Annotated in this window: 13 protein-coding genes; 7 read left to right on the plus strand and 6 right to left on the minus strand. The window is 65.8% G+C overall.

Going from position 1 to position 14,961, the window contains the following annotated elements:
• Window positions 1-328: 328 nt before the first annotated feature.
• The 6 genes from AC3WLT_RS09435 to AC3WLT_RS09460 all read left to right on the plus strand — a co-directional run bounded on the left by AC3WLT_RS09435 (window position 329) and on the right by AC3WLT_RS09460 (window position 9,657).
• The gene (locus AC3WLT_RS09435; protein ID WP_492591614.1) at window positions 329-2,827 is read left to right on the plus strand and encodes an acyl-CoA dehydrogenase; all 2,499 of its coding nucleotides are present in this window, start codon (window positions 329-331) and stop codon (window positions 2,825-2,827) included.
• Window positions 2,828-2,921: 94 nt separating this feature from the next.
• Window positions 2,922-4,328, plus strand: coding sequence for a 3-oxoacyl-ACP reductase (locus tag AC3WLT_RS09440; protein ID WP_492591615.1), 1,407 nt, complete (start codon window positions 2,922-2,924; stop codon window positions 4,326-4,328).
• A gap of 2 nt (window positions 4,329-4,330) precedes the next feature.
• Window positions 4,331-5,251: a MaoC family dehydratase gene (locus AC3WLT_RS09445; RefSeq protein ID WP_492591616.1), complete on the plus strand. Its 921-nt coding sequence runs from the start codon at window positions 4,331-4,333 to the stop codon at window positions 5,249-5,251.
• 164 nt (window positions 5,252-5,415) lie between these two features.
• Window positions 5,416-6,756, plus strand: a complete 1,341-nt coding sequence (locus AC3WLT_RS09450) for an acetyl-CoA C-acetyltransferase (RefSeq protein WP_492591617.1) — start codon at window positions 5,416-5,418, stop codon at window positions 6,754-6,756.
• Window positions 6,753-8,534, plus strand: coding sequence for an AMP-binding protein (locus tag AC3WLT_RS09455; RefSeq protein WP_492591618.1), 1,782 nt, complete (start codon window positions 6,753-6,755; stop codon window positions 8,532-8,534). Before AC3WLT_RS09450 ends, AC3WLT_RS09455 begins: the two co-directional genes overlap by 4 nt.
• Before the next feature lie 49 nt (window positions 8,535-8,583).
• The gene (locus tag AC3WLT_RS09460) at window positions 8,584-9,657 is read left to right on the plus strand and encodes a DUF1571 domain-containing protein (RefSeq protein WP_492591619.1); all 1,074 of its coding nucleotides are present in this window, start codon (window positions 8,584-8,586) and stop codon (window positions 9,655-9,657) included.
• Here the strand turns inward: AC3WLT_RS09460 and AC3WLT_RS09465 are convergent.
• The 6 genes from AC3WLT_RS09465 to AC3WLT_RS09490 form a co-directional block, all read right to left on the minus strand.
• Window positions 9,654-10,061 (minus strand): hypothetical protein, encoded by a 408-nt coding sequence (locus tag AC3WLT_RS09465; protein ID WP_492591620.1) that lies wholly within the window; start codon window positions 10,059-10,061, stop codon window positions 9,654-9,656. The two genes, AC3WLT_RS09460 and AC3WLT_RS09465, sit on opposite strands and share 4 nt — an antisense overlap.
• A 48-nt stretch (window positions 10,062-10,109) precedes the next feature.
• On the minus strand, window positions 10,110-11,687 hold the full coding sequence (locus tag AC3WLT_RS09470; RefSeq protein WP_492591621.1) for an FAD-binding oxidoreductase: 1,578 nt from the start codon (window positions 11,685-11,687) through the stop codon (window positions 10,110-10,112).
• Window positions 11,688-11,771: 84 nt separating this feature from the next.
• Window positions 11,772-12,290, minus strand: a complete 519-nt coding sequence (locus AC3WLT_RS09475) for a hypothetical protein (protein ID WP_492591622.1) — start codon at window positions 12,288-12,290, stop codon at window positions 11,772-11,774.
• Window positions 12,291-12,590: 300 nt separating this feature from the next.
• A complete protein-coding gene (locus AC3WLT_RS09480; protein WP_492591623.1) occupies window positions 12,591-13,397 on the minus strand; it encodes an anti-sigma factor family protein in 807 nt (268 codons plus the stop codon).
• Window positions 13,397-13,915 carry a sigma-70 family RNA polymerase sigma factor gene (locus AC3WLT_RS09485; protein ID WP_492591624.1) on the minus strand — a complete coding sequence of 173 codons (519 nt, stop codon included), beginning with the start codon at window positions 13,913-13,915 and terminating at the stop codon, window positions 13,397-13,399. Before AC3WLT_RS09485 ends, AC3WLT_RS09480 begins: the two co-directional genes overlap by 1 nt.
• 15 nt (window positions 13,916-13,930) lie before the next feature.
• On the minus strand, window positions 13,931-14,083 hold the full coding sequence (locus tag AC3WLT_RS09490; protein WP_492591625.1) for a hypothetical protein: 153 nt from the start codon (window positions 14,081-14,083) through the stop codon (window positions 13,931-13,933).
• 360 nt (window positions 14,084-14,443) lie between these two features.
• Here AC3WLT_RS09490 and hfq point away from each other — a divergent pair, with 360 nt between their 5' ends.
• Window positions 14,444-14,944: an RNA chaperone Hfq gene (gene hfq, locus AC3WLT_RS09495; RefSeq protein WP_492591626.1), complete on the plus strand. Its 501-nt coding sequence runs from the start codon at window positions 14,444-14,446 to the stop codon at window positions 14,942-14,944.
• The last annotated feature ends 17 nt before the right edge of the window (window positions 14,945-14,961 follow it).

Here is a 14,961-nt window from a genome sequence, read left to right on the forward strand (position 1 = left end):
CCCGGACACAAGCCGCGCGATGCGGCACGGCGAGTACACGCCACGCCGTCGCGCTCGAAGCCGGGCTCGAATCCAGACAAACCTCCAGGTGCGCACCGGAACATCATGAATGCCGCATAGCTGAGCAGCGCGTCCAGATCCCGCATCTAGGCCGCACCTAAGCCGCACCTAAGCGCCGCCGCGCTGTCGAACAGAAAACACGACTCGAAGGCGAGCAAAAAGCGCGGCGAACGCTGCCAAACCGCCAGCAGAAGATCAACAACAGAACGCGAGCCGTGCGCGCCTCGTGGATGCGTTCGCACGCACCATCGAAACAGGAGGAAACGTCATGCCGTGGTTCATCCTTGTGCTCGTCATCGCCGCGCTTGCGCTCGTCTACGTTCAGGCACGCGCGTCATGGTGGCTTGCCTTCATGATCGCGTGGGTGGCGGCCGCGCACGTCAGCGGCGCGGCGGGGCCGGTAGCGGCAACGCTGCTGACCATCCTGTTCGTGCTGCCGGCGCTGGTGCTGACGCTCAAGCCGCTGCGCCGCGCGTGGCTCACGAAGCCGGTGCTCGATACCTTCCGCAAGATCCTGCCGGAGATGTCGCCGACCGAGCGCGACGCGATCGAAGCCGGCACCGTCTGGTGGGACGCCGAACTGTTCTCGGGCCGCCCGCACTGGGACACGCTGCTCGGCTACGGGCCGGCCAGGCTGAGCGCCGAGGAGCAATCGTTCCTCGATAACGAATGCGAGCATCTGTGCGATCTCGCCAACGATTGGGAAACCACCATGGTGTGGCAGGACCTGTCGCCGCAAACCTGGCAGTACATCAAGGATCAGGGCTTCCTCGGCATGATCATTCCGAAGCAGTACGGCGGCAAGCAGTTCTCCGCCTACGCGCATTCGCAGGTCATCATGAAGCTCGCGACGCGCTGTTCGGCCGCCGCCGTTTCGGTGATGGTGCCGAACTCGCTCGGCCCCGCCGAATTGCTGATGCACTACGGCACCGAAGAGCAAAAGAACCACTATCTGCCGCGCCTCGCGCGTGGCGAAGAGATCCCCTGCTTCGCGTTGACGAATCCTTACGCCGGTTCCGATGCGGCGGCGATTCCGGACCTCGGCATCGTCTGCAAAGGCACGTTTGAAGGCCGCGAGATGCTGGGTTTTCGCGTCACCTGGGACAAGCGCTACATCACGCTCGGCCCGATCGCGACTGTGCTCGGCCTCGCGTTTCGCGCGCTCGATCCCGACCGCCTGCTCGGTTCAGATGAAGAGCCCGGCATCACCTGCGCGCTGATTCCGGCCGACCATCCGGGGGTCGTCATCGGACGGCGTCACTGGCCGCTCAATGCCGTGTTCCAGAACGGTCCGAACTCGGGCAAGGACGTCTTCATTCCACTCGACTGGGTGATCGGCGGCCGCGCGCAGGTCGGCAACGGCTGGCGCATGCTGATGGAATGCCTGGCGGCGGGCCGGGCGATTTCGCTGCCGTCGTCGAATGTCGGGATCGCGAAGATCGCCGTGCGCGGCACCGGCGCCTACGCCGCGATACGCCGCCAGTTCCGCACCGCCGTCGGCAAGTTCGAAGGCGTGCAGGAAGCGCTCGGCCGCATGGGCGGCAATCTGTATGTGATGGACGCCGCGCGCCGATTGTCCGCGCATGCGGTGGACCTCGGCGAAAAACCGTCGGTGATTTCGGCGATCGCGAAATATCACATCACCGAGCGCGCCCGCATGGTCATCAACGACGGCATGGATGTCGCCGCCGGCAAGGGCATCTGCATGGGGCCGTCGAACTTCCTCGCGCGCACCTATCAGCAGGTGCCGATCTCCATCACGGTGGAAGGCGCGAACATTCTGACGCGCTGCCTGATCATCTTCGGCCAGGGCGCGATCCGCTGTCATCCGTATGTGCTCAAGGAAATGGCCGCGATGCGCGAAACCGGTCACGCCAAAGCGCTGCGCGATTTCGATGCGGCGTTTTTCGGCCACGTGAGCTTCACACTGTCGAACGTGGTGCGCAGTTTCGTCTACGGCGTGAGCGGCGGCGCGCTCATCGCCAGGCCGCGCACCGCGTATGCGCCGCTCTTGCCGTACTACCGCGCGGCGACCCGCATCTCGACCGCCTTCGCGTTGCTCGCCGACGTCTCCATGTTCGTGCTCGGCGGCGATCTGAAACGGCGCGAACGCATTTCCGGGCGTCTCGGCGACGTGCTGTCGCAGCTGTACCTGATCTCGGCGACACTCAAGCGTTTCGAGGACGAAGGCCGTCAGGAAGAAGATCTGCCACTGGTACGCTGGGGCGTCGAAGATTCGCTGTACAAAGCGCAACAGGCGATCGACGGCGTGCTTGCCAACTATCCGAACCGCCTCGCCGCGCGCCTCGTGCGGGTGCTCGCGTTTCCGTTCGGCCTGCCGCATCGCGAGCCGTCCGACCGGCTCGGCACCGAGATTGCCGAGCTGATACAAACGCCGGGCGCGGCGCGCGATCGTCTCGTGTCGGACTCGTACGTGCCGCATCCGGATGTCGATGCGCTCGGTTACGGCGAACTGGCGTTCCAGTTGAACCCGCGCGTCACGCAGATCGATCAGAAACTGCGCGACGCGGTCAGGCAAGGCCTGCTTGCGCCGATGCCGCAAAACCTGCCGCAACTGGCCGCGTGGACCGCCGCCGCGCAGCAGAAAGGCGTGATCGACGCCGACGAACGCCAGGTCCTCGAGGACTACGCACGCTATAGCACCGAAGTCGTGAAGGTCGACGACTTCCCGGCCGACTTCGACATGCTGGCCAGCTTGCAAAAGCGCAAGGAGGCGCTCGACAAAGCGCAGCAGCTGGCGGCCTGAGGACTTTAGAACGGCATCAAAAAAAGCCCCCTGCCAACGCACAACACATGCAAACTGACGCACATTCGATGAGGCCAGCGGAGCAAGCCGCCCTATGAACGATTCTTATCTGAACTTCGTCAACTCGCCGTTCGGCGCGCGCCTCGCGCGCTCGCTCGGCTTGCCGAAGCCCGAAGTGCTGCGCCGCTATCGCGCGGACCAGCCCGAGTTCGACGGCCTCGTGGCGATCGGCGCGGGGCGCGAACCGCAGTTGCTGGAGGCGCTCGCCAGCCTCGTCGCCCGTATCGGCATGACCAGCGTCGCACACGAAAGCGCGGGGCTGTGGGTGCCGCTCGCGAATCGCCACGGCCTGATGACGGGCCGCTTCGAGGCAGCCGACGCCGGCTCGCACGGCCGGCTCAACGCGCTGCTGTTCGACGCGAGCGGCATTGAAGACAGCAGCCAGCTCGACCCGCTGCACGGGTTCTTTCACGACACCCTGCGCTCGCTCGGCAAGTGCGGCCGCATCGTCGTGCTCGGCCGGCCGCCGGAAGCCTGCGCGAGCCCGCGCCAGTGGACCGCGCAACGCGCGCTCGAAGGCCTCGCGCGCTCGCTCGGCAAGGAAGCGCGGCGCGGCATTACCGCGAATCTCGTGTATGTCGGGCAAGGCGCGGAGAACGGCATTGAAGCGACGCTGCGGTTCTTTCTGTCGCCGCGTTCGGCGTATGTGTCGGGTCAGGCGGTGCGCATCGGCGCCGGCGGCGAGGCCGCGCCGGCGTTCGACTGGCAGCAGCCGCTCGCCGGCCGCCGCGCGGTCGTTACCGGCGCGGCACGCGGCATCGGCGCGGCGATTGCGAGCGTGCTGGCCGCCGAAGGCGCGCATGTGATCGGCATCGACATTCCAGCGGCGCGCGACGCACTCGACGCCACCATGCGGCCATTGAACGGCACCGCCCTCGCCTTCGACATCGCCGCACCCGAAGCGCCCGCGCAAATCGCCGCGGCGCTCGACGAGCAAGGCGTCGACATCGTCGTGCACAACGCCGGCATCACCAGGGACAAAACCATCGTCAAGATGAGCGACGCCGCGTGGCACGGCGTGATCGACATCAACCTGTCCGCGCAGGAACGTATCGACGACGCGTTGCTCGCGGCCGGCACCTTGCGCGACGGCGGACGCATCATCGGCGTGTCGTCGATCAGCGGCATCGCGGGCAATCTCGGGCAGACCAATTACGCGACCTCGAAGGCCGGCGTGATCGGCCGCGTGCAAAGCATGGCGCCGCACCTGCGCGGGCGCGGCATCACGATCAACGCGGTCGCGCCCGGCTTCATCGAAACGCAGATGACCGCGAAGATTCCGCTGACCATTCGCGAAGCCGGCCGCCGCATGAATTCGATGAGCCAGGGCGGCCAGCCGGTCGACGTCGCGCAGGCCGTCGCGTGGCTCGCACATCCCGGATCGGCGGGCGTGACCGGCCAGATCGTGCGCGTGTGCGGGCAAAGTCTGATTGGAGCGTGACCATGGGCGAGACGGGTGATCCGTTCAGGAGCGGTCATGCAGCGAGCGCGGCGCGTCCGAAAACCGTCGTCATCGAGCAATTGCCCGCGCCGGCGAAGCTGTATGCGCGCGCGTTGTCCGGCCTCGTCAAACGTGGGCGCGACACGCACCTGCCGGCTCTGCGCCTCGTGCGCCCGGCCGCGCCGCTCGATCCGGCGGCGATCGGGCATTACGCGCGGGTGTGCGGCTTCATTCCCGAGCACGGCGTGCCGCTCACTTTTCCGCATCTGCTTGCCTTCCCGCTGCATCTGCTGATGCTGACCGACCCGGGGTTTCCGTGGCCGGCGCTCGGGCTCGTGCATCTGGCCAATCAGGTGCGGCTGAGACGGCCGATCGCGCATAACGACGTGCTGCGCGTCGAAGTCGAATTCGGCGCGCTGCTGCGTCACGACAAGGGTCAGGCGTTCGTGCTGCATTCGCGCCTGTACCGGCGCGGCGAAGCGGTGTGGGACGGCGACAGCGTCTACCTGAAGCGCGGCGTGCCGGCGCTCGGCAATCCGCTTGGCTCGCTCGAACTCGAGCACGCCGCGTTGCAGCGTCTGTCGCGCTGGCAATTGCCGCCGCAGCTGGGCCGCGACTACGCCCGCGTGTCCGGCGACTACAACCCGATTCACATGACGGCGCTGTCGGCCAAAGCATTCGGTTTTCCGCGCGCGATCGCGCACGGCATGTGGACGCTGGCCCGCGCCGCCGCCGCGCTGCAACCGCCGAAACCGCTCGCCGAAGCCACGCTCAGCGCGGAATTCAAGGCGCCGATGCTGCTGCCGGGCGAGGTGTCGTTCTGGAGCGCGTCGCCTTCGCTGATCGAGCGCGAGCTGGAAGTGCGCGATATCGCCGGAGAAAAACCGCATTTGCGCGGCCGCATGCAGTGGATGCTGCAATGAGCCTTACACGGCTTCATGTCCGTTGCTTCGTAACAGCATGGAATTGAAGCCGTGTGAAATTCGTTTTGTAGTGAACACGGACCCGAAGAACGCGGACTCGAAGCACTCATCTTTCGCACCGTTCAATAGTTCAATAACCAGGGAACGACCTAAAGGAGCCGAGCATGTCCAACCCGCTGCCCGCCGTGCGCCGCGTCGCCATCATCGGCGGCAACCGGATTCCGTTTGCCCGCTCGAACACCGCCTACGCGACCGCGTCGAATCAGGACATGCTGACCTTCACGCTGCAAGGCCTGATCGACCGCTATAACCTGCACGGCCAACGGCTCGGCGAAGTCGCCGCCGGCGCCGTCATCAAGCATTCGCGCGACTTCAATCTGACGCGCGAAGCGCTGCTGTCCACCACGCTCGCGAAGGAAACCCCCGCCTACGACGTGCAACAGGCCTGCGGCACCGGCCTCGAGGCGGCGATCCTCGTCGCCAGCAAGATCGCCCTCGGGCAGATCGACGTGGGGATTGCGGGCGGCGTCGATACGACCTCCGACGCGCCGATCGGCGTCAACGAACGGATGCGCAAGATCCTGCTCGAAGCGAATCGCGGCAAGAGCACGGGGCAACGCGTCGGCGCGCTGAGCAAGCTGCGCCCCGCGATGTTTTTCAAGCCGCTACTGCCGCGCAACGGCGAGCCGCGCACCGGGCTCTCGATGGGCGAGCATTGCGAGCTGATGGCCAAGCGCTGGAACATTTCGCGCGAGGCGCAGGACGTGCTGGCCTTCGAGAGCCATCGCAGGCTCGCCGACGCGTATGCACGCGGCTTCGTCAACGATCTGATGACGCCGTACCGCGGCCTCGCGCGCGACAACAATCTGCGCCCGGACCTGACGCTCGAACAACTTTCCAGCCTGAAGCCGGTCTTCGATCGCGACGCCGGCACGCTGACAGCCGGCAACTCGACGCCGCTGACCGATGGCGCGTCCGCGGTGCTGCTCGCAAGCGAAGCATGGGCGGCCCAACATGGCCTGCCCGTGCTGGCCTGTCTGAGCTGGTCCGAAACCGCCGCGGTCGACTATGTCGACAAGCAGGAAGGTCTGCTGATGGCGCCCGCCTATGCGGTGCCGCGGATGCTGGCGCGCGCCGGGCTCAGCTTGCAGGACTTCGATCTGTACGAAATCCACGAAGCGTTCGCCGCGCAGGTGTTATGCACGCTTGCGGCGTGGCAGGACGACGAATATTGCCGCACGCAACTCGGTCTGCCGGGTCCGCTCGGCGCAATCGATCGCGCAAAATTGAACGTGAACGGCGGCTCGCTCGCCACCGGTCATCCGTTCGCGGCAACCGGCGGGCGAATCGTCGCCGGCCTCGCGAAAATGCTCGCGCAGCTCGACAAACCGACCGGCACCGCGCGCGGGCTGATATCGATCTGCGCGGCGGGCGGCCAGGGCGTGGTGGCGATTCTGGAACGCACACAAACAGACGAAGCCCCTGCTTCAGGAGACGACCGATGACCCAGCCCACGCAAGCCCCGTTCTCGCCCGCTGCCGCATCCGCACCTTCGGCCAGTGCGGCGAATCGCGCGCCGAACACCGACGGCATCTGGTACGCGTCGTATCCGGCCGACGTGCCGCACGAAATCGACGTCGGGCAATACGAGTCGGTCGTGCAGTTCTTCGACGACTGCATCGCGCAGTTTCGCGAGCGGGTCGCGTATGTGAGCGTCGGCGCGAACATGACGTACGGCGAACTGGGCCGCAAGGCGACGGCGTTCGCCGCCTATCTGCAAAGCATCGGCGTGAAGCCGGGCGAGCGCGTCGCGATCATGCTGCCGAACACGTTTCAGTATCCGGTGTCGCTGTTCGGCGCGCTGAAAGCCGGCGCCGTGGTGGTCAACGTGAATCCGCTCTACACCGTGCGCGAACTCGCGCATCAGTTGAAGGACAGCGGCGCGCAAACCATCATCGTGTTCGAGAACTTCGCGAAGACGGTCGAAGACGCGCTGCCCGGCACCAGGGTGCAGAACGTCATCGTCACGGGTCTCGGCGATCTGCTCGCCGACGGCCTGAATCTGAAGGGGCGTCTGCTCAATTTCATGCTGCGCCACGTGAAGAAAATGGTCCCGAAGTACAACCTGCCGAAAGCCGTACCGCTGCTCGAAGCACTCGCGATCGGCTACACCCGGCCGTTGACGCCGGCGCGCCCTTCGCACAACGACATCGCGCTCCTCCAATACACCGGCGGCACCACCGGCGTCGCCAAAGGCGCGATGCTCACGCACAGGAACATCATCGCCAACCTGTTGCAGGCGAAGGCGTGGTCCGAACGCCAACTGGGCGGCGACATCGAAACGGTGCTCACGCCGCTGCCGCTTTATCACATCTATTCGCTGACCGTGAATGCACTGATCTTCATGGGACTCGGCGGGCGCAACATCCTGATCGCGAATCCGCGCGACATGAAACGCGTGATGATGATCATCCGTCACGAGAAATTCACCGGCATCACCGCCGTGAACACGCTGTACAACGCGTTCCTCGAGAACGAAGAATTCCGCAAGCGCGACTTCTCGAACCTGAAGCTCGCGATGGCCGGCGGCATGGCCATGCAGAAGTCGGTCGCGGACCGCTTCAAAGCGGTCACCGGCAAGCCGATCATCGAAGGCTATGGGCTGACCGAATGCTCGCCGATCGTATCGATGAATCCGGTCGACCTCACCAATCTGCGCGATTTCGAAGGATCGATCGGCTTGCCCGCGCCGTCCACGCAAGTGCGCTTCAGGAAAGACGACGGCACGTGGGCGAACATCGGCGAAGCGGGCGAACTGTGCGTGCAGGGTCCGCAGGTGATGAAAGGCTACTGGAACCGTCCGGAGGAAACCGCCAAGGTGATCGATGCCGACGGCTGGCTCGCCACCGGCGATATCGGCGTGATGGATTCGCGCGGCTTCATCCGCCTGATCGACCGCAAGAAGGACATGATCCTGGTGTCCGGCTTCAACGTCTATCCGAACGAGGTCGAAGACGTGATCGCCATGCATCCCGACGTGCGCGAAGTCGCCGCAATCGGCGTGCCCGACGCGGCGCAAGGCGAACGGGTGAAGGTGTTCATCGTCAAGCGCAATGCGTCGCTGACCGAGGAGCAGGTGATTGCCCACTGCCGCAAGAACCTGACCGGCTACAAGGTGCCGAAGCTCGTCGAGTTCCGCGACGAGCTGCCGCAAACCAACGTCGGCAAGATTCTGCGCCGTGCGCTGCGCGACGAGGAACTCGCGAAGCAAAAGCCTGCCTGACAGGCAACGCGCGGCCACGCCGGCTCGCAACACTCTTTCGGAGAGATTCATGAAGTACAGCACGTCCGCACGCTCGCGCCGCTCGCAGGTCTTCACGCGCCTTGCCGGTTTGCCGCCGGACGCCGCCGTGCTGCGTGTCTCGCTGCGGGTTGCATTACGTGCCGCTTCATTGTGCGTCGCGCTGCGTGCAATATCGCGTACTACAGCGCGTACTACAGCGCGTGCCCTATCGATCGGCGTGCTGACGGCAGGCGCGGCGGGCATGACGGCCACGCCCGCCCTTGCGCAGAACGACGACACGCCGCCCGCGCTCGACACAGTCAGCACCGTCAAGGCGCCGGCCACGCCATCCGCACAGGTCGGCAAACTCACGCTCGATCAACAGGTGAAGTGGCTGCGCGCCGCGCAACAAAGCGGCGCGTTCGACAAGCTCGACGACGCGCAACTGGTCGCGCTCTTCAAGTCGCTCGATCCGCTCGCGTTGCCGCGCTACATCAAGGAAGGACCGAACGGCTATCCGTCGTACGAGTTCACGATGTCGCGCGCGGAACGCATTCACGGCCAGTGGCCCGACAAGGCCGATCACATGCTGGTGCGCATCGCGCACGACCCGCTGCGAATCTACGCGAAGTGGCTGCCCGACGGCGCGCACGCCGGCCAGGAAATCATCTACGACGAATCCAGACGCAGCGACGAAATGTATGGCCACCTCGGCGGACTGCTGAACGTGATGCCGCTGTGGACCTCGACCACCGGTGTGCTCGCGCGTGCGCAATCGAACCATCAGGTGCGCGATCTCGGCACCGAGTTCATCGCCAATCAGTACCTCGCCGAAGGCAAGAAGTACATCGAGACCGGCCTGCCCCGCTCGACCCAGGTGGAAGTGAAAACGATCGACGGCGTACGCGTGATCGCCTTCACCTTCGAATCGCCCACCGGCCAGCCGAAGTTCTACGCGAAGAAGGAAACGCTCGGGCTCGATCTGCGGCACCCGTATTTCCGCACGGTGGAGTCCTACGATAACGACGGCAGGCTCTTCGAGAAGATCGTCTTCGAAACCATTACGCCGAAAACGTTCGACGACGCCGCGTTCGATCCGAAGAACAAGGCCTATAAGTTCTAGCGAACGAGACGCGGCGCCAGCACGAAGGCGACATGCGCGAAGCGCCCCTCTCCCTGCTCGTGGCTGTGCTCGATCATGTGTGCGCTGCGGGTTGCAAGCTGCGCGAGCACGAAGTAGTCGGATGCGCGCGTGAGACCGATCAGTGACATCCGGGTCTGTGCGCGCGTTTGACTGAGAAGCGGCGCCAGCGTCCCGTACCAGAGCGCGCCGATGTCATCGCCCGTTTCGAACGCGGGCAGATTCATACGCGCGACGTAATCCGCGAACGCAGGGCCGGCCGCGAGGGTGGAATCGACCACCGCCAGCGTATGGGGGCGAGCAGCCGCATGCGCTAGCCACGGCCACACGCCGCCCGCCGTGGTCGAAAGCCATGCGCCTGTCATCATGAAAGTGCGTCGGTCCATTGCTTCAATGCGCCACTTCACCGCCACTTCACCATTACGCCGCGCTCATCAGGTATAGCCACGCCGGTCGCGCCACGCCGCCGGCCAGATGCCCTGCTTGCCCGGCGCGAGGATGCCGTTCGGGTCGAGCGCGTCCTTGATCGTTTCCGAAAACCTCAGTAATGCACCGTCGTTGAAACTGTACTGCGCCGCGGCGAAATCCATGTACGCGAGATGCGCGCGATATTCGCCGTAACCGGCCGCGCGCGCATCGCTCATCAGCGAGCGTAACAATGCGCCGGCCTGCTCGACCTGATCCGCGTCGTTACGGTCGAAGATCGCCGCGAAGATGTGATGCAGATGACGCTCGCCCGCCGTGAAGCCGCCGTAGTAATCGAAGCCGTATTCCGCGGCGCGCGCCTTCACCATCGTGTATTGGCGCAGCGCGTCGCGCCCGGTCGCCGGACAGATGGGCGCGAAGTCCACGTGCGCCCCCGCGCCGCCGCGCCAGTCGAGCATGCGGAAGGCGCTCATCGCCGGAATCCCGGCGAGGTTGCGCTCGCCGCCCGCGGCGGGTTGCGCATCGCCTGCATAGCGTGCGGCCGAGAGTCTCGCCTCGCGGACGCGGGCGAACGCGCGCTGCACGATCGCATAGCGCGCGTCGATCAATTCAGGGGTACCGTACAGCGCAAAATGCAGATTCCAGCGGCCGACGTTCAGCTTGTCGAGCATCGCCACCACCGCGCTTTCGGGCATCGCGCCCTTGCCTTCATACCACTGCCGACGCGACGACAAACCCGCGGCGCGGCGCAGGCCGCCTTCGATCACCGCGTGATTGCGGATCGTTTCATCGAGGCGCAGCGGCCGCAAAATGTCGACGATCGCTTCGAGATCCTGCTCGTGACGAAACTGGATTTCGCCGAGCAGATACGCGGGCGGCGCCGGCATCAGCCACACGCCCAGCTTGGTGACGATGCCGTAGTTCGACTGCATGAACATCGCGTCGAACGACGGCCCATAGCCCGGCTGGTACAGCTGCCACGCTGTGCTGATTTCGATCCCGCCCATCCCCGTGCGCAGCACGTCGCCGTTGGCGAGCACCACCTCCATGCCGCACTGGGACGCCGCGTGATCGCCATACGCGGTGTAGCCGAAGCCGCGCTCGAGCGTATTGCCGACCACGCTGCCCCAACCCGCCGCGGGCGGATCGACCCATAGCCTGTAGCCTTTGTCGCGCAGATGCGCGTACAGGTCGAAGTAACTGACGCCCGGTTCGACCAGCGCATAGGCGAGCGTCTCGTTCACTTCGATGATGCGGTTCAGCCGTTGCAGATCGAGCACTACCGAGCCGGGCAGACGCGGCGCCGCGCCTCCGTAAGCGAAGTTGCGGCCGGTCGAGACCGTCCACAGCGGAATGCGATATTGATTGGCAATGCGCAGCACCGCGCGAATCTCGTCGACGGATGCGGGCAGTACCGCCGCGGACGCCGAAAACGCTTCCCGCTCGCCAGGCGCGAACGGATCGAGATACGCCGCGAGCCCCGCTGCCGAGCTCACCACCTGCGCGTCGCCGACAATCGCGCGCCAGCCGGCGAGCGCGCGGTCGAACTGGGCGGCTGAAACCTTCGGCGGCAAGCTGCGTGTCAAAGCGTCTCCTTTGCTGCGCTATGTGCGAGGGGCGTGTGGGTGGCGTGTGGGTGGCGAATGAGCGGGCGAATCAGCGGCGGCACGCTAACGACGCATCCCACCACTGCCGCCGTGCGACATGCCACCCGCTCCCTGCATCGGCAGATCGCCATGCCAGCCGCCATGGCCGCCGTGCCAGTCGCCGTGGCCTCCGCGCCACTCGCCATGCCCTCCGCCATGCCACTCGCCGCGTTCGCCCATACGCACATGGTCCATATGATGATGATGATGAAAGCGGTCCACAAAGACGAACGACACGCCGCCTCCAAACACCACCGGCGGCCCCCAATACCACGGGTCGTAGTAATAGACCGGCGCCGGATACGACGCCAGCGCGACGCCATCGCCTTCGACGATCTGCCAGGTGCCGTCCGGCTGCAGGCACGCACGGCCGGTAAGCTGCTGCATGACGCCGTCGATTTCCGCCTGCCCCGCGACGATGCGGCACGTCGGCGTGTCGCTCAACGGCGCATTCGCATCGGACTGCGCCGCACAGCCGGCGCTCAGACACAGACAACATACGCCGGAGCATAGCCCCGTGCCGAACTGATGGAAAGTAAGCATGATCTTGCTGCCTCGACGCGTCGGCGTTGCGACTCGCGAGAGGCGGGTCGACACCGTGAAGACCCCGTCGGTTTGCCTCGCTCCGGACCGTATCCGTACCGTGCGCGCGCCTGCGCGCCGCCGCTGCGGCACGGTCCTGCAACGAGTAAACGAAGCGCCGCGCGGCGCTATTCCGCCGGCGGCACGCGGGCGCGAGGCCTCTTTGTTACTGCGTGTTGCAACGGCAACGCGCGCGAGCGAGCCGGCACTTGCCTCTTACCGTGCTTACCGTGTTTAGCGCGCGCGACCGCGCTCGCGGCGTTACTGCCACGATTCCGGCTTGCCGCCGAGGGCGCTGCATACGTCGACTGCGATCGAGCGCAGCTTGCCTTCGGCGATCGGCCCGGACAGGGCGTAGCCCATGCGGTCGCTGACCCAGTAGAAAGTGCGCCGGTTGCCGTCGCGGAACAGGCGGAACGCGGTTTCGTCGTGCGAAATGCCGGTGATGTACAACGTGAGGCGCGCGCCGCTCCGGTTCTCGTACATGAACTGCGCGGCCGGCCCCGCTTCGCCGGGCAACAGCCGGCCGCCCACCAGCGAATATCCGTATTCCTGCAATGACGGCACCGACAGCGGCCGGTTCAGCCGTTTGGACAGCCAGTTGATCAGATGCTCTTCCTCGCTCGCGGCGACTTCGACCGGATGACGCCGTTCGGGCGTATAGACCGCATACGCGATGTCGGCGCGCTGGGCAAAGCTGGCCGGATTGGCGCCGAAGCCGCCCCATGCCCCGCCCGTCAGACGCGGCGCTAGCGGTCCCAACGCCAGCGCGAGACCGGCGCCGGCCGCCAGCCAGCACGCCGCAAGACCGGCGCGCCGCCACCAGGGCGACGACGGGCGCACCACGATGAAAGCTGGCTCCTCACGCTCCGGCGCACCGCACAGCGCCTGCAACGCCGACTTCTGCGCGCGCCACGCGGCCACCTGCGCGGTGGCCTGCGGGTGCTGCGTCAGTTGCGCCTCGACCGCGGCGCGTTGCGCGGGCGGCAACTCACCGTCGACAAACGCCGATAGCGCTCGCAGATCGAGCCCTTCGGGCAAGCCGGAATCGTAGTCGTCGTTGTTCATCAGGGATTTCTCACTACTTTCAGCGGCGCGTTTTTGCGCGCCGGACCTTCGGTCAGCAGCACGCGCATGTGTTCACGCGCGCGCGACAGCCGCGACATCACTGTACCGATCGGCACCCCGAGCGCGCTCGACGCCTCCTGGTACGTCAACTCCTCTACGCAGACGAGCAGCAGCACTTCCCGTTGCTCGACCGGCAAACAATACAGCGCGCGCTGCAAATCGCGCAGCACCAGACCGTCGACTTCGCCGTGCGGCGCCTCGAGATTGCGCCACGGCGCGCTTTCGTCGTCGACGGCGATCTCGCGGCGTCCACGCAACTGATCGATGTACAGATGCCGCAGGATCGTCAGCAGCCACGCGCGCAGGTTGCTGTTCGGCCGGAACGCCGCCCAGCGCGCAAGTGCGCGCTCCGCCGTATCCTGCACGAGATCGTCGGCCCAGGCGCGGTCGCCCGTCAGTGCGCGCGCATAGCGGCGCAACTGCGGGAGCCACGAAATCACTTCCGCTTCGAATTTCACCCGGCGTGCAAATACTCAGTAGCCGCCGCCGCCACCGCCGCCACCACCGCCGCCGCTGGGGCTCGACGCGCTGCTGTCGGTCGCCGAAGTGCAGCCGCTCGTCGTGAGCGAACCTAACGCCAGCGCGAATAGCACAAACACGGTGGAAAGAATGCGGATTGCTTTCATAGTCTGTCTCCTGTTGACGTTTCGAGCGGCGCAGCCGACGGCCGGCGGGGCCAGGCCCCGGTCGGCCGCGCGCGGAATGCAGCGCTGCCATGTTGATTTAACGCGAGCGGACGCCGGTTTATTCCGTGTGTTCGCCGGCAGGCGCCATCCTTTTCCGCCATCCGAGCCCGCGGCGCGCCAGCATCACCAAGGAAAGCGCCATCCGTCCGCAGATTCGTAACTCAACGTTACAGTCAATAGTTATCAGATGCTTATGTGCGCGCAAGCCGTTATAGTGGACGCAGTTCGCCCACCGACGCGTTCCGCCCCCACACAGGGTAGAATCGCGGCGAACAACCGTTTTTCTAACCTGAATTGTCCATGGCATCCGCAGAATCGCATCCGCAAAACGACTTCATGAACGCAGCGCGCAAGGAACGAAAGCGCGTCGAAATCTACCTTGTCAACGGCATTCGCCTGACAGGGTGCATCGAGTCGTTCGATCAGTACCTGGTGATGCTGCGCACGCCTGTCGGCCTGCAAGGCATCTACAAGCGCGCGATCTCGACGATCCAGCTCGACACCGGCACGCGTCCGGCGCCGCGCGCCGGACGGCCTTCGCACGGCGAGCACACCACCCGCGGCCCGCACGGCTCGCGTGAACCGCGCGACCATCGTGAGTCCCGCGAACCGCGTGAACCGCGCGAGTCGTACGGCGCACAGCCGTCGTCGGACCGGCCGGCATCGTCCGAGCGCGGCAGCCCGTCAGATGGACCGGTGGTCGTGACGCGCCGCCGGCGCCTGTTCGGCACGGGCGGCGGCGAGGGCGGCAACCATGGCAACGGTAATCATGGCGGCGGCAACGGTGGCGGCAACGAATAAGCTGTTTTGACGCAGCG

This window comes from Paraburkholderia sp. FW306-2-2C-D06C, assembly GCF_058781505.1.